Annotated in this window: 17 protein-coding genes; all 17 read right to left on the minus strand. The window is 40.7% G+C overall.

Features of this window, described 5'->3' with window-relative positions; translation table 11 throughout:
- Positions 1-20: 20 nt before the first annotated feature.
- Positions 21-1,004, minus strand: coding sequence for a glycosyltransferase family 2 protein (locus tag G613_RS0111215; RefSeq protein WP_029232727.1), 984 nt, complete (start codon positions 1,002-1,004; stop codon positions 21-23).
- A 20-nt stretch (positions 1,005-1,024) separates the two neighbouring features.
- The gene (gene leuD, locus G613_RS0111220; RefSeq protein WP_029232728.1) at positions 1,025-1,516 is read right to left on the minus strand and encodes a 3-isopropylmalate dehydratase small subunit; all 492 of its coding nucleotides are present in this window, start codon (positions 1,514-1,516) and stop codon (positions 1,025-1,027) included.
- A gap of 13 nt (positions 1,517-1,529) precedes the next feature.
- Positions 1,530-2,801, minus strand: a complete 1,272-nt coding sequence (gene leuC / locus G613_RS0111225; RefSeq protein ID WP_029232729.1) for a 3-isopropylmalate dehydratase large subunit — start codon at positions 2,799-2,801, stop codon at positions 1,530-1,532.
- Positions 2,802-2,881: 80 nt separating this feature from the next.
- On the minus strand, positions 2,882-5,329 hold the full coding sequence (locus G613_RS0111230; protein WP_029232730.1) for a YfhO family protein: 2,448 nt from the start codon (positions 5,327-5,329) through the stop codon (positions 2,882-2,884).
- A 97-nt stretch (positions 5,330-5,426) separates the two neighbouring features.
- Positions 5,427-6,455 (minus strand): ketol-acid reductoisomerase, encoded by a 1,029-nt coding sequence (gene ilvC, locus G613_RS0111235; RefSeq protein ID WP_029232731.1) that lies wholly within the window; start codon positions 6,453-6,455, stop codon positions 5,427-5,429.
- A gap of 46 nt (positions 6,456-6,501) precedes the next feature.
- Entirely contained in the window at positions 6,502-7,005 is a 504-nt protein-coding gene (gene ilvN / locus G613_RS0111240) for an acetolactate synthase small subunit (protein WP_029232732.1), read from the minus strand.
- Between the two features lie 289 nt (positions 7,006-7,294).
- Positions 7,295-7,969, minus strand: a complete 675-nt coding sequence (locus G613_RS0111245; protein ID WP_029232733.1) for a UDP-N-acetylglucosamine pyrophosphorylase — start codon at positions 7,967-7,969, stop codon at positions 7,295-7,297.
- Positions 7,970-8,061: 92 nt separating this feature from the next.
- The gene (locus tag G613_RS0111250; protein ID WP_029232734.1) at positions 8,062-11,553 is read right to left on the minus strand and encodes a type IA DNA topoisomerase; all 3,492 of its coding nucleotides are present in this window, start codon (positions 11,551-11,553) and stop codon (positions 8,062-8,064) included.
- Positions 11,546-12,922, minus strand: a complete 1,377-nt coding sequence (locus G613_RS0111255; RefSeq protein WP_029232735.1) for an ATP-binding protein — start codon at positions 12,920-12,922, stop codon at positions 11,546-11,548. Before G613_RS0111255 ends, G613_RS0111250 begins: the two co-directional genes overlap by 8 nt.
- 54 nt (positions 12,923-12,976) lie before the next feature.
- Positions 12,977-14,062: an aspartate-semialdehyde dehydrogenase gene (gene asd / locus G613_RS0111260; protein ID WP_029232736.1), complete on the minus strand. Its 1,086-nt coding sequence runs from the start codon at positions 14,060-14,062 to the stop codon at positions 12,977-12,979.
- Between the two features lie 18 nt (positions 14,063-14,080).
- Positions 14,081-15,469, minus strand: coding sequence for an argininosuccinate lyase (argH, locus tag G613_RS0111265; RefSeq protein ID WP_029232737.1), 1,389 nt, complete (start codon positions 15,467-15,469; stop codon positions 14,081-14,083).
- A gap of 286 nt (positions 15,470-15,755) precedes the next feature.
- Complete coding sequence (locus tag G613_RS19515; protein WP_155828078.1) at positions 15,756-15,911, minus strand: FeoB-associated Cys-rich membrane protein; 156 nt, start codon at positions 15,909-15,911, stop codon at positions 15,756-15,758.
- A 39-nt stretch (positions 15,912-15,950) separates the two neighbouring features.
- Entirely contained in the window at positions 15,951-17,942 is a 1,992-nt protein-coding gene (gene feoB, locus G613_RS0111275; RefSeq protein ID WP_029232738.1) for a ferrous iron transport protein B, read from the minus strand.
- 63 nt (positions 17,943-18,005) lie between these two features.
- Entirely contained in the window at positions 18,006-18,218 is a 213-nt protein-coding gene (locus tag G613_RS0111280; protein ID WP_029232739.1) for a FeoA family protein, read from the minus strand.
- A gap of 315 nt (positions 18,219-18,533) precedes the next feature.
- A complete protein-coding gene (locus G613_RS0111285; RefSeq protein WP_029232740.1) occupies positions 18,534-19,913 on the minus strand; it encodes an MBL fold metallo-hydrolase in 1,380 nt (459 codons plus the stop codon).
- 301 nt (positions 19,914-20,214) lie between these two features.
- Positions 20,215-21,540 (minus strand): ABC transporter substrate-binding protein, encoded by a 1,326-nt coding sequence (locus G613_RS0111290; RefSeq protein ID WP_051151068.1) that lies wholly within the window; start codon positions 21,538-21,540, stop codon positions 20,215-20,217.
- A 121-nt stretch (positions 21,541-21,661) separates the two neighbouring features.
- Positions 21,662-22,501 (minus strand): carbohydrate ABC transporter permease, encoded by an 840-nt coding sequence (locus G613_RS0111295; protein WP_029232742.1) that lies wholly within the window; start codon positions 22,499-22,501, stop codon positions 21,662-21,664.
- Positions 22,502-22,509: the final 8 nt, after the last annotated feature.

Below are 22,509 nucleotides of genomic sequence, written 5' to 3' on the forward strand. Positions count from 1 at the left end.
ATACGAAAGAGCACAGCTGATTATCTGTGCTCGTTATCTTTGAATATAGCTTCATCTTTTTCATCAGCTATATAAGATTCAATTATAAATCTTGGTCTGTTCTTGGTCTCAAGATAAATCTTTCCGACATATTCACCGATTACTCCCAGGGATATCATCATAAGACCGCCAATAGCCCAAACCGAAATAACTGTTGTGGTCCAGCCTGTTATGGTATGACCAGTGAAATATCTCACCAAACTATAAATAAGTACAGCGATGCTGACAAAGAAAATGAAAAATCCAAGACCTGTTATCAGCTTGATTGGTTTGGTACTAAGGCTGGTAATACCTTCCACCGCGAAACTGAGCATCTTCTTGAGAGGGTACTTACTCTCTCCTGCAAATCTCTCTGCGCGCTCATAGTAGACAATTTCTGTATTGTAACCAACCATTGGTACAATACCTCTAAGAAACAGATTTACTTCTCCAAATTCAGCAAGTCCCAATAGCGCACGCCTGCTCATAAGTCTGAAATCAGCGTGATTGTAGATAGTTTTGGCACCAAGAGCATTTACCAGTTTGTAGTAGCTCTCGGCAGTAAATCTCTTAAAGAAAGTATCTGTAGCCCTCTTGGAGCGGACGCCGTATACAACATCCGCACCCTTAAGGTACTTATCAACCATTTCATCTATCGCGTTTATATCATCCTGAAGATCCGCATCCATTGATATAGCCGCGTCGCACACGTCCTTAGCAGTTAAAAGACCTGCAAGAAGCGCATTCTGATGTCCCATATTTTTGGATAAATTGATACCCTGGAAAAGAGGATTCTGTTTGTGCAGTTCCTCTATCATATTCCAAGTATTATCTCTGGAACCATCATTTACAAAAACAACTCTGCTATCCTCTGAAATCTTGCCACTTCTGATAAGACTTTCCATCTTTTCCTGAAGCCTTCTGGATGTCTCAGGCAAAACTTCCTGCTCATTGTAGCAAGGGATAACGCAGAACAACCTATTCATTTAAAACATTCCTCCCCAAATTAATCCTTAGCATTAATATAATTGATTAAGCCTTCAGAATCAATTATCTTCTGCATAAAAGGAGGAAAAGCCTGTCCCTGAAATGTCTTGCCTGTGGTCTCATCAGTAATAACGCCGCTGTCGAAATCGATGCTTACCGTATCTCCGGCCTTAATTGCATCTGCAGCTTCTTCGCATTCGATAATAGGAAGGCCGATATTAATACTGTTTCTGTAAAAGATTCTGGCAAAACTCTTTGCTATTACGCAGCTTATTCCGCTTGCCTTAATAGCAATCGGCGCATGTTCCCTTGAAGATCCACAGCCAAAGTTCTTGTCGGCAACAATAATATCGCCTTCCTTGACGTTCTTGGCAAAATCCTTGTCGATATCTTCCATACAGTGAGCAGCAAGCTCCTGTGCCTGTGTGCTGTTAAGATATCTTGCAGGGATGATTACATCAGTATCAACATTATCTCCATATCTAAAAACTGTTCCTTTTGCAGCTTTCATCTTTTTTCCTCCCTTATAAACCAAGCTCTGATGGCTGTGAAATCTTACCGGTTACGGCACTTGCAGCTGCAACAGCAGGTGATGCAAGATAAATTTCTGAGTCTATTGCGCCCATTCTTCCGACAAAGTTTCTGTTAGTGGTGGATACGCATCTTTCTTTTGACGCAAGAACTCCCATATATCCGCCAAGACATGGTCCACAGGTTGGAGTAGATACAATGGCACCGGCCTCGATAAAGGTCTTGATAAGGCCCTCTTCCATTGCCTTAAGATATATCTTCTGGGTGGCAGGAATAACGATACATCTTACTCCATCTGCAACATGATGGTCTGTAAGGACCTCAGCAGCAATTCTAAGGTCATCAATACGGCCATTAGTACAGGATCCGATAACGACCTGGTCTATCTTAATGTCTTCTATGTTATCGAAGGTATGTGTATTTTCTGGAAGATGTGGGAAAGCAACCGTTGGAGTAAGTGTACTAAGGTCAATTGTATACTCCTCGTCATACTCAGCATCCTCATCAGCTTCATAGACAACATATTTCTTATTAGGCGCATGTTCCTTCATATAAGCAATTGCAATGTCATCTACTGGGAAAATACCATTTTTGCCGCCGGCCTCTATAGCCATATTGGCAATTGTAAATCTGTCATCCATAGATAGGTTCTTGATGCCCTCGCCTACAAATTCCATTGATTTGTACAGCGCGCCGTCAACGCCTATCATGCCTATAATGTGGAGAATCACATCTTTACCGCTTACCCATTTGGATGGCTTGCCGACAATATTGAACTTAATTGCAGAAGGAACCTTGAACCATGCCTTACCGGTTGCCATTCCGGCAGCCATATCGGTTGAACCGATACCTGTTGAGAAAGCACCAAGAGCACCATAGGTACAAGTATGTGAGTCTGCACCGATAATCAGATCTCCGGCGACAGTAAGGCCCTGCTCCGGTAAAAGAGCATGCTCAATGCCCATCTTACCAACTTCAAAGTAATTGGTAATCTTGTTCTTAATGGCGAACTCTCTTACACATTTGCAGTTCTCTGCTGATTTAATGTCCTTGTTAGGCACAAAATGATCAGGAACAAGTGCAATCTTGTCCTTGTCAAAAACACCATCTTTTGTGAACTTCTTAAGTTCGTTAATTGCTACAGGACTGGTGATATCATTCCCCAACACCAGATCAAGATCAGCCTCAATAAGCTGCCCTGCATGTACCTCTGAAAGCCCTGCGTGGGCTGCCAGTATCTTTTGGCTCATGGTCATCTTGCTCATACACACTCATCTCCTTAATTTAAGTCAAAATAGTTTATGCAAATATAACATAGGAAACTGCTTAATTGAACATAACAAATTTAATCGCTTTTCTTGATATTTTTTAATATCAGTGCATAAAAACCTAAAATACATATTCCAAGAATGCTAAGAGCCATGCCTGATTTAAAGCCTTCAGGTGTGTAAGTTACCCTTATTTCATGGCTTCCGCCTGATACAGGGATTGCCATCAGCCCGTAATCAGCCTTTATTATCTCCGTGTCAACTCCATCAACCGTGCAGCTGAAACCTTCCGTATACGGAACAGAGAAAAATACAAGGGTATTGTCACTAAGCATTGCAGTCTTTGCAGTAAATCCATAGGTATCTGTTGTAAACTCTGTGCAGGAAGTCTGGGCTCTCTTTGTACACTCATCAGTGAATTCAAGATAAGATATTGGATTCTCAGAAATATCCTCTGCCTTCATCTCAGTCATTATGAGTTTATCGCCATACTCATCTGCCACTTCATCAGGAATTATAAGAACTCTTGTAAGGTCATAGTCGTGTTCCTTTGCCTCAAGATCCTCCCACTCAGACTCCGTGATGTAGTAGTCGAAGGTAAATCCCATAGGAATAAAATTCAGGTTTTCGAATACATCAAACCCATTTTCATTCTTTAAAAAGAAATATCCGTCAGTGCCTTCTCCGTTGTGGTAGACTCTGTTCTTACTGATCTCAGCATTTTCAAAGTAATACTTACCGGAAAGAATAGCCCTTGCTCCGGCCCTTTCCACAGGAAGATTAGTCTCTACGGTTCTTGTGATTCCGCAGCTGCCATACAGGAAATCAAATATTTCAGAAGGTACAGTACTTAGGAAACAGTGAATGGAAGGAACTCCCCAAACCATGTCATAGTTGGTTGAAGTGCTGTCCACCTCTCCTCTGCAGAAATCGCTCTGATCAACCTCAACCTTGTTAAAGAGCATCTGCTCCTGCCACATCTTTTTTCCTCTGTCACTGATGATGCCGCTTCCGTTCTTGATAGGTACGAAAGTGGAAATGATGCAGCTTATAACTACTGCCCCAAGAATAATCTGATCTCTTATTCCTGTTCTTGATTTACTATTTCCAAATAATGCGCCGTTCTTGGGCACAATGAAAACAATAACAAGAAGCATCAGGCACAAAATTGCTGTTCCCAGAACATCACGAAGAAAAATGGTGTTGTTCTCAGTCATATTAAAAAATACCATATCTCCGTCATCATTCTTGGAAGGCAGGAAATAAACAAGCAGGAAGAACAAGAACATCAAAACTGCGGCCACAGCTCCTTTTTTAAGCTGTGGAGATTTGCCCCTCTCAGTAACCTGTGCTGTCATAAGGCACATGATGAGAATAGGCATGTAATACCATCTTGCGTAGTATGATGAATTAAACATGGAAAAAGCTGCGTTGAATACCGGCATAAATGCGATAACAAAGCAAATAACCAGCATTGTCTTTTCCCAGTTTTTCTTTTTCTTATTGATAAGGAAATAAGCTATTACTCCGGACATTCCAAACATAGGGATATAGGCAGCCAGAGATGCGTTCTTGACTGTTCCTGTGTAGAAAAGGGTTCCCTTACCGATAATATCCGGAAGCATGGATACGCTCTTAACAATGTCCCACAACAGCTTTTCACTTGGATAGATAAGCATATTGTAGCCATTAATATAGTTATCAAGTCTTGTATTGCCCTTAATTCCTGCGTATGCCTGTAACAGGAAAAAGGCTGCCGTCAAAGCGCCTGCCGCGCCACCAAGAAGTGCCTTGCTAAACATGATAAAATTGCTAAGAAGTTTATTATTCCTGGCATATCTGACAACAAAATAAAGCAGCAAAAAGACAACCTGACCAAAGAAGAAATAATAGTTAACAACAGACATAAAGGCTGTCATAAGCGCAAAGGCCACAAACTTTTTGCCGGAATATCTGTACCCGGGCTCTTTTCCATCATCCACAGACATAAGATTTTCAAAGGTCAAAAGATAAAGCGGAAAAAACGCCACAGAATCAGTAAAGTGGTTAAACACAATATTGCAGGCATTAAATCCAGAGAATGCAAACAGATAGCCGCCAATCATTGCATAGCTATACTTGTGTACATATCTTCTGATGTATACATAAGCACAGGTTGCAGCTGTAGCATATTTAAGAGCCATAAGAAATGGCATAAGATACGGAATCGCACTCTCCGGAAACAGCATTGTTATCCAAAAGAATGGACTACCCCACAGATAAAATGCAAAATCTCCGGCCATTGTGCCGCCAAGATCTATATTCCAGTTCCAGAAAAACTCTCCATTCTCAACAGCTCTGTGAGCTGCAATATAGAATGGAATCTGCTGAACATTGTAATCACCATAATAAAAGAACGGCAGACCTCTCTTAATAAAGATTGGCAAAGCCGCTATTACATACATCAAAAATGCGCTGGCGAACATTATCACCGGCACATACCACTTCTTCTCGTTCTTATTGTAATTAACCGAAACACCTGACATTCTAAAACTTCCTTTTTTTCATAATAATCCTCATTAATAATATTAGATTAAAGAAGCGGTATGTGCAAGGCACACACCGCTCCAAAAAAGAAAGGAATTAGTTATTGATAAGTTTATCTGATTCGTTGTTCCAGCTGTAAAGCTTTCTGATTTCCTCACCAATCTTCTCAGATGGGTGTTCAGCATGAAGCTTACGCATAGCCTGGAAGTGAACCTGTCCGCCAGCCTCTGACATATCAAGCAGGAACTCCTTAGCAAATGTTCCATCCTGGATATCTGCAAGGATCTTCTTCATTGTCTTCTTGGTCTCTTCTGTGATGAGCTTAGGGCCTGTTACATAATCACCGTACTCAGCTGTGTTGGAAATTGAATATCTCATTCCTGCAAAGCCTGACTGATAGATAAGATCTACAATGAGCTTCATCTCGTGAACGCACTCGAAATATGCGTTTCTTGGATCATATCCTGCCTCAACAAGAGTATCGAAACCAGCCTGCATAAGTGCACATACACCACCGCAAAGAACAGCCTGCTCACCAAAGAGGTCAGTCTCTGTCTCTGTTCTGAAGGTTGTCTCAAGAAGACCAGCTCTTGCTCCGCCGATTCCTGCACCATAAGCCAGGGCAAGGTCAAGTGCCTTACCTGTAGCATCCTGCTCAACAGCAACAAGACAAGGTGTTCCCTTTCCTGCCTGGTACTCAGAACGAACTGTATGTCCGGGAGCCTTAGGAGCAATCATAGCAACGTCTACATCCTTAGGAGCCTTGATAAGTCCGAAGTGTACATTGAAACCATGCGCAAACATAATCATATTACCTGGCTGAAGGTTTGGCTCGATGTCTTCTTTGTACATCTTAGCCTGCTTCTCATCATTGATAAGGATCATGATGATATCAGCCATCTTGGCAGCCTCTGCTGTGTTATATACCTTAAGTCCCTGAGCCTCAGCCTTAGCCTTACTCTTAGAGCCTTCATAAAGTCCGATGATAACGTTGCATCCGGAATCCTTTAAGTTAAGGGCATGTGCATGTCCCTGTGAACCATAACCGATAATAGCAATTGTCTTGCCCTCAAGAAGTGAAAGGTTACAATCTTCCTGATAAAAAATACGTGCATCCTGTGACATAATATTCATCCTCCATTGTTTAATCATAAAAAGGGATAATCCCTGTTTATTCATCCAAATAAATAATTTTATCAGTTCCTCTTCCAAGGCCTGCTATACCGGTTCTTGCAAGTTCAAGGATTTCTCTTCCTTCCAATAATCTAAGGAAGGCATCCACCTTGGACTGGCTACCTGTAATCTCGATAATAAGTGAATCAGGGCTTACATCAACGATATTGCCTCTGAAGATATTGGCTGTTGCCAAAATACTCTGTCTCTCATCAGCCTCAGCTCTCACTTTAATAAGTGCAAGTTCTCTGTAAACTGACTCATCAGGAACCAGCTCATGAATATCTCTGACATCAACAAGCTTAGCTACCTGTTTCTCAATCTGATCCAGGATAACATCATCTCCTGATGCCACGATTGTAATTCTCGTAAACCTCGGATCAGCAGTTACTCCCGCCGTAATACTCTCGATGTTATATCCTCTTCTGGAAAACAGACCAGAAATTCTGGAAAGAACACCTGACGTATTATCAACCAAAAGCTGAAATACTTTTTTCTGCATTTTCACTCCTCTTAAAGCCATCTCAAACCCAGTAACTACCACTGTGCTTTAGCACTTTAAACTTATAAAATCCATTGCTTTAAATCACTGGTTTTTTAACTACTTTTTTGTATATTAGTTATTGCATTTGAACTAATTAAATCAAATTATACCACTCATAATTAACATGTCAACATATTTTTCTTTTGCACTTTAAACTCTAAGCAATTTACAGTGTTAAAGTGTGCTGAATAAAGAAAAAGAGATAAGCAAAGTTCTTATCTCTTTTCATAAATTGTTAAGCCAAAGTTCAGTCCTCTACCTTCTTAACAATGTGATCCTTATCCTTGAAGATATGATATGCAGGGACGCATCCGCGAACACTTGAAAGAGGATATACATTGCACCATCTTCCGATTACTGTTCCGGGATTAAGTACGCTGTTACATCCAACTTCAACGTTGTCTCCGAGCATTGCACCCATCTTCTTAAGCCCAGTCTCTACCTGATCGTCAGGACCGTTTTTAACAACGATAAGCTTCTTGTCGCTCTTAACATTAGATGTGATAGAGCCTGCTCCCATATGAGCCTTAAAGCCAAGGATTGAATCTCCGACATAGTTGTAATGTGGAACCTGAACCTTGTTAAAGAGGATTACATTCTTAAGCTCTGTAGAGTTACCAACTACAGCGCCCTTACCAACAATAGCGCTTCCTCTGATAAATGCGCACTGTCTTACTTCTGCCTCTTCATCAATGATGCATGGTCCGCCGATATAAGCAGAATCGAATACCTTGGCACTCTTTGCAATCCAGACATTCTCTCCTCTTTTCTCGAACTTATCTGCAGGGAGTTTGTTACCAAGTTCAATAATATAGTCCTTAATTCCAGCCAGTAGTTCCCATGGATATTCCTTGGTTCTCATATAATCAGCTGCGATTGTTTCATTTAAATCATACATGTTAGAAATTTTAAATTCTTCCATAATCATGTCCTTTCTACCATATCAATAATATCTATAAGACATTCAGTATTATAGCCTATCGCCTTAAAATGTTAAATTAGCATTTTTCATAATTAATTATCAAAATCAAAAACCACATTGAATTTCTCATCAAACTTGAGCTTAGCATCGAAGGTGGATCCCTTCTTGCTGGTAAAGCCTGCTATTTTATCTGTGGTCTTCTCCTTGATAAGCTTGGTGAAATCTTCTTTTCCCAGCATCACACCGGCAATCTTTCCAACAAAGAAGCTGCAGCCCTCATCGCCCTTCTGATAGCCTTCGCATCTATAGCCCATATGGCCCTTGATGATCTTTTTTCCGCAGATAGGACAAGTCAGGTCTTCCATCACCTCATCTTCGCTCTCAAAGACAAACTTGATTCCCTTTACTTTGCCTGCTTCATCCTTATCAAGGCCAAGTTTGGCTTCAAAGGTCTTGCCGCTTTTGGATTTAAACCCTGAAATCTTGGAGGTCACTCCGGTGAGCAACAGTTCTTTTATCTGAGCATCCTTGAGATTTTTGCCCGCGATAGCCCCAATGTTGAACTTACAGCTATTCTCCGGATCATCCTTGCGATAATTGCTGCATCCGTATCCAAATGAGGTCTTAACTATCTCACCGCCGCAAAGAGGACATACCACGTCCTTGACCTTCTTGGCTTCTACATTTTCAAAGTCAAAAGAAATCTCACTGACACCATTCTCATTCTTTTTCATTACAAGACAGGCATCGAAAGACTTCTTGTCTTTATTCTTAAAGCCACGGATTGTACCGGTTTTGCCTTCCTTAAGAAGTTCTATTACATTGGCCTCAGAAATTTGTTTCTGAGCAATCTTGCCAATAAAGAACTTACATGACTGTGGATCATCCGCCTTAAAATTCTCGCAGCCAAAACCTACTGTCTTCTTGATGATTCTGCCGCCGCAGTCAGGACAGACCACATCAGGAAGATAATCAGGCTCAACTCCTTCAAAATCAAAGGTTATCTCTTTCTTGCTATCCTCAGTCGTCTTCATTACTAGCTTAGCATTAAATAGCTTGCCGTTTTTGGACTTAAAGCCCTTAATAACTTCTGTCTCATTTCCGGCAAGGATTGTTCTAACCTGCTCTTCTGTGAGTTTTTTACCGGCAACCTCACCAAGATAGAAGTAGCATGTGCCTTCTTCCTTGTTCCTATTTTCACAGGAATAGCCGTTAGCAGTTCTGATAATTCTTCCGCCGCAGGCCGGGCAACTTAAATCCTCAACATATTCAGTAGGTACATCATCAAAATTGAATTTAATGGTAAGCTTTCCGTTTTCATCCTTATCCATTAAAAGAGATGCCGAAAAGTTTTTCTTATTCTTACCGGAGAACCCTTCTATAACATCGGTTCTACCTTCTGTTATAAGTTTTTTAACAGTCTCCTCATCCAGGTCTTTGCCTGCAATCCTGCCTACGCTGAAGGTACACTTTATCTGATCATTAAAGTAGTTGCTGCAGCCATATCCAAAAGAAGTGGTAGTAATATCGCCGCCACAGACAGGGCATTTAATGCCTATCGGCTTTCTGGCCGCAATTCCCTTGGACTCTTTACCTGTAAACTGATTGATGTGAGCAACAATATCAGTTGTCAGATCTCGTTCTATAAGTTTACCGGTTTCGCGCCTAATATAGTCCTCAAGCTTAACTCTGTATTCTTTGCCGTTTACCGTACCATTGTATATGCCTTCAAGACCCTTTTCCCAGCTGGCAGTCATCTCAGGGTTAAGAAGTGTAGGTACTGATAGATTAACCACTTCATAAATCATCTCTCCCAGATTTTCAGGAGTAATGATCTGACTCTTACTCTGAGCCAGGTACTTGTTATCAATGAGCTTTTGTATAATGGCAGCTCTGGTTGCCGCAGTACCAATGCCCTTTTTCTTGATCTGCTCACGAAGTTCTTCATCCTCAATGAGATTACCGGCATTTTCCATGGCAATAACCAGATCACCGGAGGTGTATCTCTTAGGCGGATTGGTAGCGCCTTCTTTTAGCATGTAGTCATTTACAGTTATGGCATCTCCCTTATGGGCTCCTTCCACAAATCTAAGGAAGTCCTCTTTGGAAATACCTACATCCTCTTCATCCTCTGAGGATGAACTGTTTTCATCCACCTTTTTATCGGCATTTGACTTGTCATTTGGCATTCCCGCCACAGCAAGGTATCCCGGAGAAGTAAGAACCTTGGCAGTTGCAAAAAACTTCTCATCTCCCACTGCTATCTGAAGCTTGGCTGTCTTATACTCCGCAGATGGATAGAATATTGATACAAACCTTCTGCAGATTAAAAGATATACGTTCTTAGCAAGTGGTGACAGTGTATTAATGGCTCCTGTCTGGCCTGTAGGGATGATAGCATAGTGATCCGTAACCTTGGAATCATCTGTATAAGGAGACTTCTCAATTCCTTTATACAGACCATTTTTAAGAACATGGTCAACAAATCCGGATACTTCCTGTACTCCTGACAATCCCTTTACGTTCTTGTAAATCTCTTTTGCCACAGCCGTAGTAAGAACTCTGGCATCAGTTCTGGGATAGGTTGTAAGCTTTTTCTCATAGAGCTCCTGAGCTATTTCCAGTGTCTGGGAAGGGCTGATCTTGAAACGCTTCGTACAATCAGCCTGAAGCTCAGTCAGGTTATACAAAAGAGGTGCTCTCTTCTTGGTATTACCGGTTTCAATACTGTCTATTACTGCACTCTGTCCACGAAGCTTATCTATAAGTCCCTGAGCATCTTCCTGTTTTTTAAAACCATTCTCTTTGTATAAAAGTGGGGATTCAAAAAAAGCTGAGCCGTTTACAGCCTTCCATTCTGCCAGAATTTTGGCATCAGAAAAAGAACCTACAATTCTGAAAAACGGTGTCTTCTGGAAGTTTCGGATTTCCCTTTCTCTTCTGACTACCATTCCCAAAACGCAGGTCATTACTCGACCAATCGCTATAGCTGTGTATGATTTGGTTGCAGCGGCATCATTTATCAGCTTGCCATATTTAACGGACAATGCCCTTGAAAAGTTGATTCCAAGACTATAATCCTCAATAGCTCGCATGATACCTGACTCGCCAAGAAGTGCGTAGTCTGACATAGGTCTGGCTTCTTCGATTCCTCTTTTGACCTCTTCATCAGTCATGGAATCAATCCACACGCGAAGCTCTGTCATGCCATCCCTGACACCACCATAGTTTCTGATATTCTCTTCTATGGTCTGTCCTTCTTTTCCTGAGTCGCCTGCCCAATATACAGTATCAATATCTTCTCTGTGTAAAAGACTATTGATCAGCTTGTACTGGTCTGCACTATTTTTAATTACGCCATACTTATAATTGGCTGGAAGAAAAGGTAAATCTTCCAGCCTCCATTTTTTGTATTTCTCGTCGTATTCTTCCGGATACACCATCTCTACAAGATGACCGAAACACCAGGAAATAACATACTGGTCATTCTCTATGTATCCGTTTTTATTGCCTGAAACATTCAGTACTCTGGCAAAGTCTCTTGCCACTGAAGGTTTCTCTGTTATTATCAGTTTTTTAGCCATTCGTTAATTCATCTATTCCAATCAACTTAAGGCTCTCTGATGATTTCATAGCTGCATCTGTAAGCCACGCATCAAAGCCGCCTGTTGAAAAGAGATAGATAACATCTCCCTCAAGTCTTGCTTTTCTTGCGTCAGAATGCAATTTAACGTAATCGGCATGGGTTGCCTGTCTCCCCCAGAAGCACATACCAAGCGCTGTATCTCCGGTATCGCTCTGGACAATAATATCAATGTCGCCTTCCTTACCGTTCCACTCTCCATCTTCGCTAATTTCAAATGGGAACTGACCCCGCTCTTCCAACTTGAAGATATATTCCCTGCAAATCGCTTTGAATGGTACGTGTAAATAATCTTGCATTCCCGCAGATATAAATATATCATAAAATTTCTCATTGGGCATCAGCATAAGATCAGTTTGGTTTGGATAAACGAATTTAAAGAAAAAAAGCACCATAGGATCGCATATTTTGTACACGCCCTTCATGACATTTTCTCTTCCGGCACTACCAAAAGAATCAGCCTTATAAACAAAATCATGATGAATCAAGGTCTTAAGATAAACTGAAATCTTGGCTCTGGAAAACCCTGTAACGTGATACAGGTCATTAAGTTTATTAACACCCCTTGCCATTTCTGCCAAAAGAGTGTGATAAACAGCCGTTTCTCTAAGATTCTGTTCTGTAAGCCTTATAGCTTCACCATACAGGAAGGAATTGTCATTTAACAGATTCTTACAAATATTCTCTTTAAATGACAGCTTCTCATCAAAATATTTCCAAAGTCTGGTACGGCCACCAAGAACTGAGTAGGCCATAACAGCGTCTTTATAAGACATGGTAGGAAAATAGGCCCTGATCTCAGAAAATGAAAGAGGTTTTAACTTTCTGCAACCGGCTATAACTCCTGCATTCTTGCCAAGAGTAGCAACCATGGTATTTTCAACCCAGTTTATGTCATGGCTTTCAAGAATAAACAGTATCTGTCTTTCTTTTCCTTTTACAGTCAAAAACTCTGAAACCTCAGCCATAAAGGAGTCCGACATCTTAACTATATGCTCAAAGTTGCGCACAACAATAATAATCGGATTCCTGCCCACAGTGCTGATACAAGCATCAAATATCTCAGTGTATGTAGGATATTCTGCTATATCAATGCCTTTTTTCCTAATGTCATTTCCCCACAAGAAGCGCTGCTCCTTATCAGAAGCAGATCTTGCAAGATAATAAACATTTCTCCTATTTTCAATAAACTTCTCAACAAGTTCTCTGTCTTCAATATTCCTGTGTCCGTAAACTACAAGAACATTAGAAATCCCACTCTCATAATACCTGTTCAAAAAATCAAGATCTTTTTGTCTTGTTTCTTCCATAAGTCCCCAATCTTATAATTCGCGTAGGCTTTTACTTGTTAATAGTTAAATATTTTATTTCTTATTGATGTATCCACTTGCCTTAAGAAGCTCAGCGCACTCAACCGCACCGCCTGCAGCTCCTCTGAGTGTATTATGAGAAAGACCTACAAACTTCCAGTCATAGATAGTGTCTTCGCGAAGTCTTCCGATGCTGACACCCATTCCGTTCTCATAATTTACATCAAGTGTGATCTGAGGTCTGTTGTCTTCCTGCATATACTGGATAAACTGCTTAGGAGCAGAAGGAAGGCCAAGTTGCTGTGGAAGTCCTGAGAATTTCTCAAGTTTTTCGATAAGTTCTTCCTTGCTTGGATTCTTCTTGAACTTAACAAATGCAGCTGCTGTATGTCCGTAGAGAACCGGAATTCTGATACACTGGCATGTGATCTTAACATCATCAGCAGGAACAATCACGCCGTTTTCAATCTTACCCCAGATTCTAAGAGGCTCTTTTTCTGACTTTTCTTCCTCTCCTGAAATGAAAGGAATTACGTTGCCTACCATCTCTGGCCACTCATCAAAATTCTTACCTGCACCTGAGATAGCCTGATATGTTGTAGCTACAACTTCATATGGCTCATACTCTTTCCATGCTGTAAGAGCAGGTGTATAGCTCTGAATTGAGCAGTTTGGCTTAACAGCAATGAATCCAGCTGTTGTTCCAAGTCTCTTTTTCTGGAACTCAATTACATCCATGTGCTGAGGGTTGATCTCAGGGATGATCATAGGAACATCAGGAGTCCATCTGTGAGCTGAGTTGTTGGAAACAACAGGGGTCTCAGTCTTAGCGTACTCTTCCTCGATATGCTTAATCTCATCCTTGGACATATTAACCGCAGAAAGAACAAAATCTACATCTGCTGAAACGCCCTTAACATCAGTTACATCTTTGATTACAAGGTTCTTAACAGAATCTGGAATAGGCTCATCCATCTTCCATCTTCCGGCTACTGCCTCCTCATAGGTCTGCCCTGCAGATCTTGGACTTGCCGCAACTGTTGTTACCTCAAACCAAGGGTGGTTGTTGAGAATAGAGATAAATCTCTGTCCTACCATTCCTGTACCACCAAGTACCGCTACCTTAAGTTTCTCGCTCATAATGTTACTCCTCTCCATTTATTTAATCCTATATTTATTGATGAACTCGTCATTCAACGCTACGACTTTCTTCATGCATTCGGGGCTTGGGGCTCCGATCGTAAGGCGCTTATTTACACAAGTTTCAAGACTTATTGCATCGTATATATCTTTATCGAACAGCTCTGAAAATGATTTAAGCTCATCGATCATAAGATCGTCGATAGCACAGTTCTTATCAATGCAATGAAGAACAAGTCTTCCGATCACAGAATGTGCATCTCTGAAAGGCATTCCCTTATTTACAAGGTAATCTGCTGCATCAGTAGCATTGGTAAATCCCATCATTGCGCTTTTAATCATAGCATCTTTGTTGAACTGAATTGTTGCTAACATATCGGTAAAAAGTGCAAGGCAGTTCGAAGTATTATCAATAGCATCAAAAAATGCTTCCTTATCCTCCTGCATATCCTTGTTGTAGGCAAGAGGAATACCTTTCATTGTAGTTAAAAGAGAAATCAGATCTCCATAAACTCTTCCCGTCTTACCTCTTACAAGTTCTGCTATATCAGGATTCTTTTTCTGAGGCATGATGCTGCTACCTGTAGAATAGGCATCATCTATGGTCACAAATCTGTATTCATTGGAATTCCAGATAATAACTTCCTCAGAGAACCTGGACAAATGCATCATTATAGTTGAAAGAGCTGACATAAACTCTATAAGGTAATCTCTGTCCGAAACAGAATCCATGCTATTAAGAGTAGGTCCGTAAAAATCAAGGAGCTGCGCTGTAAACTCTCTGTCCAGCGGATAAGTGGTGCCTGCCAAAGCTCCAGCCCCAAGGGGACAATAATTCATTCTGTTATAAATATCCTTAATTCTAAGGAGGTCTCTTTTGAACATCTCAAAATAAGCCCCAACATGATGAGCAAGAGTTACCGGTTGCGCCTTCTGCAGATGGGTAAAGCCCGGCATGTAGGTATCAAGATTATCTTTCATTATCTTCTGTAGGCAGCCAAGTGTGTTGAGTAGCTGCTGAGACATATGCTCAAGCTCATCTCTGGCATAAAGTCTCATATCAAGGGCAACCTGGTCATTCCTGCTACGTCCTGTATGAACTTTTTTGCCGGCATCACCAATTCGCTCGATAAGATTAGCCTCTAAAAAGCTGTGAATATCTTCATACTTAGTGGTAATCTCAAGTTTTCCATCCAAAACGTCCTTGAGTATTGAATCAAAGCCGCTTAAAATCTGATTTTTTTCCTCTTCTGATATAATGCCCTGTTTGGCCAACATAGTAGCATGTGCCTTACTGCCTCTGACATCAACTTCAAGGAATCTTTTATCAAAAGTAATTGATGCATTAAAATTCCATGCCAGTTCATTTATACTTCCGGTAAATCTACCGCCCCACAACTGTGCCATTGCATGTCTCCTATCAAGAACTATATCCATTTATAATCAATGCATAATGCGATGAAAGCGCGAATAATTATTCATCGGTGTAATACTTTTATAAGTTAAAGCTCTAAAAAATTATAATCCAAAGACAAAAATAAGGAAACCCCTTATTTAATCAAATAATTAACAAAACTTTTTAAGTCTCGGAATTTTATTTGTATAAAAAAGACAAATGTCCGCAGTGCGCAGACATTTGCCTTAGTTTTGTTCGCTAATAATTATAAATTGTTAGATAATTTAATATTGGGCTTCATTTCTTACAGTGACATGCTGAAGATGCCTTCTGACAAGCCCCTGCTGATGGGCAACCAATACATTTTCTGCCACTTTTTTTCTCTTTATAGATGTAAAAGCAAGCCCATCCAAACAACAATATTATAACCAAAGCGGCAATTATATTGGCCATTGTGTTACCTCCAAAAATCATTGTATCAGCTTCTTAATATCAATCCAGCTTGTACTCCAGTGCCATCTGTTTATTATTGCGCTGGATGATAAATGTGATTATACCAGCAAATACAGCGATTGCAATAAGACCTGCTACAAAGCCGGCTCCAAGAGAGCCTGTAACAACAAGTGTACCAATCTGGTATACAAGGAAGCCTACTGTAAATCCTGTAGCAAGCTGAAGTCCGATTGCACCCCAAAGCCACTTAGCTGACTTCATCTCTGAGTTCATAGCTCCAAGAGCTGCAAAGCATGGTGGTGTGTAAAGGTTGAACATAAGGTAAGCAAGAGCAGCAGCCTTTGTAATACCTATAACTGCAGCAACTGCACTGCCTTCTCCTACAAGTTCAAGTTCCTCTGTATCAATAACGTTAGACAGAGCAAATACAGTAGCGATTGTTCCAACAACGTTCTCTTTTGCAATAAAGCCTGTAATAGCTGCTGCTGCAAGCTGCCAGCTTACGATACCAACTACAGGAACAAGAAGATATGCGAATGGTCCTGCAATTCCTGCAAGGATTGATGTGCTCTCCATACCCTCTTCTACAGGCTGGAAGCTGAAATCAAATGTGCTCATGATCTGAACCACTGTATTACATACAAGAATTACTGTTCCAGCCTTAACAATGTAAGCCTTTCCTCTTTCAAGCATAGACTTAACAGCAAACATAAGGCTTGGAACCTTGTACTCAGGAAGCTCGATAATGAAGAAGCTCTTTCTATACTTCATTCCTGTGATTGCCTTGATTAGGAGAGCTCCCAGGAGAATAAGAACGATACCAACTACATAGCACATGAATCCAACCCATCTTGACTCCGGGAAGAATGCGCCTGCAAAAAGAGCTATAACAGGAAGCTTAGCTCCGCAAGGCATGAATGTTGCAAGCATTGCAGTTGAACGTCTTTCTCTTTCATTTCTGATAGTTCTGCAAGCCATGATAGCCGGAATACCACAACCTGTACCGATTATCATAGGGATAACAGATTTTCCTGAAAGACCTACTCTCTTGAAAATAGGATCAAGAACTACTGTAGCTCGTGACATATATCCGCAATCCTCTAAAAGAGCAATGAGGAAGTACATAACCATAACAAGTGGAAGGAATCCAACAACGGCTCCAACGCCTCCAATAATACCATCAACAAGGATTGCATAAAGAAGTGGATTTGCATCCTCCATAGCCTCTCCAACCATTCCCTGGAAATCCTCAATCCATCCGGCCAAAAGTTCTGAAAGCCATGTTCCAACTGTTGTCTGTGAAATATAGAATACAAGCCACATAACAGCTGCAAAAACAATAATTCCAAGAACAGGATGTGTAATAATACTGTCTATCTTATCACCGAAATTCTTGTCTTTGGTATGAACTTTACGATTCTCAACCTCGGATACAATACCGTTTACATATTCAAAACGTTTTCTGTCTGCAGCCTCAACCTCTGCCTTATTGGTAAGATCAATATTTCCCTGAACGAATGGCTCCTTCTGTCCCTTGCCTTCAAGTTCTGCAGCAGCCTTTACAACTTCTTTAAGTCCTTTTTCAGATGTTGCAACCGTCTTGATTACAGGACATCCAAGCTTTTCAGAAAGTTTTTTCTCATCAATAAGGTTTCCCTTTTTATCATTGGCATCATTCTTGTTAAGCGCAACAACTACAGGAATCCCCAATTCCAGAAGCTGCGTCGTAAAAAATAAACTTCTGCTAAGGTTAGTAGCATCTACTATATTAATAATTGCATCAGGATGCTCATTCTTAACATAGCTGCTTGTAATACTCTCTTCCGAGGTAAACGGTGACATCGAATAAGCACCCGGAAGATCTACAGCAATAAGCTCCTTATCTCCCTCGTAAAAAGATTTCTTGATTATGCTCTCTTTTTTGTCAACGGTAACTCCGGCCCAGTTTCCAATCTTTTCACTGCGTCCGGTCAGTGCATTGTACATGGTAGTCTTTCCACTGTTAGGATTTCCCGCCATTGCGATTCTCATAATGTTTCCTCCTAAATACTTTTTGTATTATTCAAGACAAATCTCTTGTCCTTTGAATTCATGTTAAATCTTGATAGCATTGGCTAACTCAGGGTCAATATTATACCTTGCATCCTTTATTGCGACTACAAGATTTCTTTTCTTGTCAACAACTGTAATGTGTTCTCCGCTATAACAACCAAGTGAAAAGAGAAAGCTCTTCATCTCTTCATCTCCCTGTGTGTCGACATCAACTACAGTGTATTCATTGCCAAATACTGCATCATTAAGTGTCATAATCATTTCTCCTATTGAATACTCGTTATCTTAGCCTAACAGATACATGTGCTGTTTCGTTGTCATAAGCTAACCGTATGTTAGTTTATTCTAACCGATAACCATTGTCAATAACTCATTTTATGCAATCTAAATCTTTTTATTTATTACATATTTATTGGATTTTATGTTAGTTTTTGCTAACTTCAATTTTAGAATAATCTTTTTGATAATAATTGTCAACTAGAAAAACAACAGATTTATCGCTAATCTCTCGTATCAAAAAAGCTCGTGAGCGTTTCTATCTGCTCACGAGCTTTAATTCTCCATATAAAATCAGCGTTTATTTGAACACCAGCACCAGGCGTTGTTTTCAAAGAAACACTCACCATTAACCAGTTCAATTGTGTCATTTAAGTTCGGAAGAACTATTCTCTCAACATTCCTTGATAAGAGCTGTTCCGGTCTGAAACTGTGAAGTGGAATAAGTGTCCTTGGTGCTATGTCATCCACCTGTTTTCTCAGATAGTAAGGCTCAGCATGTCCGCCAAGTCCACACCTCACAACATTTATTCTTGCCACGGATAAAAGTTCATAGAACTTAGCATAGGAAGGATCGTAATCCCCAAGAGGAGCTCCATCCATATGAAGATACACAGAAATTACTCCGGCCAATTCAAAAAGCTCATATGCGTGTTTATAATCCTGTTGAAGAACAAAACGCGATGGATTAGCCAGGATATCTTTTCTTGTAACTATTCTGCGGTTCTTAATTAGCAAGCCATCAACTGATCCGCCCTCAGGAAGGTATACAGAAAACTCATCTTCCTGATAAAAGGCTGCCACATACTCTGCCTGTTCAGGTTCAAGAACAAGTTCTCTTCCTGTCTCTTTTATAACACGAGCAAAGTTGTGAATTCTCTCAACATTTCTATTATAGTTATTGATTACTATAAGACCACCGGCAAACTCACTGTCTGCTGATGCATATTCCTTCATCTTATCAAGAAGCGTATATTCATTATTATCTCTATAAGGTCCCTCAAGCGAAAGAACATCCACATCATTATGACTAATGGTAACGCCCTCACTGATCATAACGTCAGCGCCCTTACATTTCTGTGCAAATGCAGCGCTTATCTCAGGATGGTAACCATGATATCTGTAATCTCCCGTATAACAAATACTGCCATCCGGAGTTTTTATCATAAATCCGCAGGCTCCAATAACATCATGATCAACCTGTACGCAGGTGATGGTAATATCTCCTACGGTAAAAGAGCCATCGTAATCTACCGGTATAACATTCTCATGCTCTCTTATCTCAAGCTCTCCCATAACTCCAAGCTCATGATAAAGAGTTGCTGACTGAGAACTCATATACACAGGAATTCTCTGGTCCAGAGCTCCCAGGCCTCCCATGTGATCTATATGCATATGGGAAATGATGACAAATATTTCTTTATCTGTCTCACCACATCCCTTAATATCAAGTTTATGGGCAATTTCAGGCTCATAAATGCCATCAATTGCGTTTAATACGCCAAGTCTGACATAATCATAAGCTTCCATTCCTTTACGCAGAGGAACTTTGCTATCAAGTCTGTCAGCATAAGAAAAGCCAAAGTCAAATAAGCAGATTGCTTTGTCAGTTTCTACTGCTACTACTGTTCCACCAATTTCTTTTAAACCACTGTAGAATTTAAGTTTTGTCATATGGCACCTCACTCATAGACTCTCTGAACCTATTATAACAAAATAAGAGTTAAGAGAAAAATAGCGAGTAGGAAAGGGATCTTTCCTACTCGCATATTATGATTATTATAAATGATCTACTATATTGATGATATACGGATTACTCCGTTGCATAGCAACTCTCGTAATCCTACAATAATTCGGAAAACGATATACTCATTTCATTCGTATATCTGTATTCCTCATTATTGTTAAGGCCGCAAAGTCAACGTTCTTAGCAAGCAAGCTTGCACGAACGCTGAACCTTGCGCCACTTATATCATCAATACTGAGCGTTAACAGCCTCAACAATTGTGTCAAGCCATGTCTGAGCATCAGCCTTGTCATATACAAGCTGCTCTACAGTTGAAGGAACTGTTGATCTGATATCGTTAGAAGCCTCAAATGTAGGTGAGAAGAAGAAGTCCTTAGCCTGCTCATAGCATGCTGCTGCGCAAACGTTCTCTTCCATGTATGCCTTGTACTCAGCTGTCTCATAAGCTGACTGTCTGATTGGAAGGTATCCTGTTCCTACAGCCCACTTTGTCATAGCCTCTGTGCTTGTGATGTACTTGAGGTACTCCCAAGCTGCAAGCTGCTTGTTAGAATCCTGAGCGAACATAACGATGTTTGTACCAGCCATGTTAGCTGCCTTGTTAACGTTTCCTGGAAGTGGAGCTACTCCCAGTTCCCAACCCTCAGCCTTGATGTATGAAACACCAGCTGAAGATCCAACGTAAGAAGCGATCTGCTGATTGCTGATTACGTTTGAGAAGTATCCGTCCTCACCAACAAGACGAGCATAGCCGTTGTTGTAAAGGTCTGAAAGGTATGTGAATGTCTCAAGACCCTTCTCGTCGTTGAAAAGTGCGCCTGAAGCATCTACATAGTTAGCACCATTCTGGTGAAGAGAAGCCTCAACTACACCAGCAAGGTCATCATAACCGATGAAAGCGATGTTCTTAGCATCCATAACAGCCTTAGCGTCAGCCTGTACATCAGCCCATGTCTCAGGAACTGAAAGTCCGAGCTCGTCAAGCATTGTCTTGTTGTAGAAAAGAACGTATGTTGACTTGTTGTAAGGAACAGCGTGGATGAATCCGAACTCTGAGCACTCATCACGATAAGCTTCTACTACATCATCCCAGTTATCGAAGTCGTTAGCTACGAAATCATCAAGCTTAACGATCTTGTCAAGGTAAGGTGTAAGCCAGTTGTTGTAAGCCTGTGCAAGATCTGGAAGAGCATCTGCTGCAGCACTTGCCTGAAGCTTTGTCTGAAGGTCGCCGTATGCACCCTGGTTAACAAGAGTAACCTTGATACCATACTCGTTTGAGTTGTTGAACTCGTCTGTGATCTCTGTAAGAACTGACTCAAGGTTACCATTCATAGCGTGCCAGAATGTAACTTCTGTAGCCTCGATGTTCTTAGCCTCCTCTGCAGGAGCTGCCTCTTCTGTAGCTGAAGCCTCAGCTGCAGGAGCCTCTGTCTGCTCAGCTGGCTGTGTGTCAGCTGCAGTCTCTGCTGGAGCGCTCTGTCCGCAACCAGCAAGCATTGATGTTGCCATAGCCATGGCAAGAATGCTAGCGCCAATTTTCTTTAACTTCATTTCATAATCCCTCTCTTTCTTAAAAAAAAGCGTATCTATCATTAAAGGCAAGTTACCTTAATGATTAAAATTGATAGGCCGAAAAACTAAACCCCAATCCAGCCATTCAGTATAACAGAACTTATCCCTTAAGTCCACTCCTAGTTACACCTTCAATGATGTATTTTCTAAGGAACAGATAAATAATGATAATAGGCATAACAAGCATACAGGATGCTGCCATAATAAGCTCTGTTGATGATCCAGCCTCAGTCTGGAATCTTACAAGACCGTTAGACAAAACTCTCATCTCCTGTGAGTTTGTAACAAGCAGTGGCCACAGGAATGCATTCCATGAACTGATGATGTTAAGGATTGCAATAGAGAAAATAGCCTGTTTGTTCATAGGAACCATGATCTTGATCATGTACTTGAAGTCTGAGCACTTATCTACCTTAGCAGCCAGATAAAGAGATTCCGGAACCTGCATAAAGAAACGAGTCAAAAGGTAGATATAGAATGCACTTGAAATCCAAGGGATAATCATAGCCTTGTATGAATCAATCCAGTGAAGATTAATGATTGTCTCATAGTTAGTGATGATAAGCATCTCACCGGGAATCATAAGTGTTGCAAGGAACAGTGAGAACACTGTCTTCTTTCCCGGGAAGTTAAGTCTTGAAAAAGCAAATGCTGAAAGTACTGTTGTTACAAGCACGCCGCATGTTGTGCACAGTGTAACAATAAGTGTGTTAACAAAATATCTGGCAAACGGAGCTGCCTTCCAAGCCTCCTGATAGTTAACCCACTGAGGAGTCTCAGGGAAAAGACTTGGTGGAATCTGAACAAGCTCTGATGGTGTCTTAAGTGAAGATGAAATCATCCACACAAAAGGAAGGATTGTAAAAATCGCACCGAATATCAGAACTGCATATTTTAATATAGTAGCAATGACATTTCCTACTTTTCTTTTCTGTGACATCTTTATTT

It is taken from the genome of Butyrivibrio sp. VCB2006 (genome assembly GCF_000420945.1).
Taxonomy (GTDB): domain Bacteria; phylum Bacillota; class Clostridia; order Lachnospirales; family Lachnospiraceae; genus Butyrivibrio.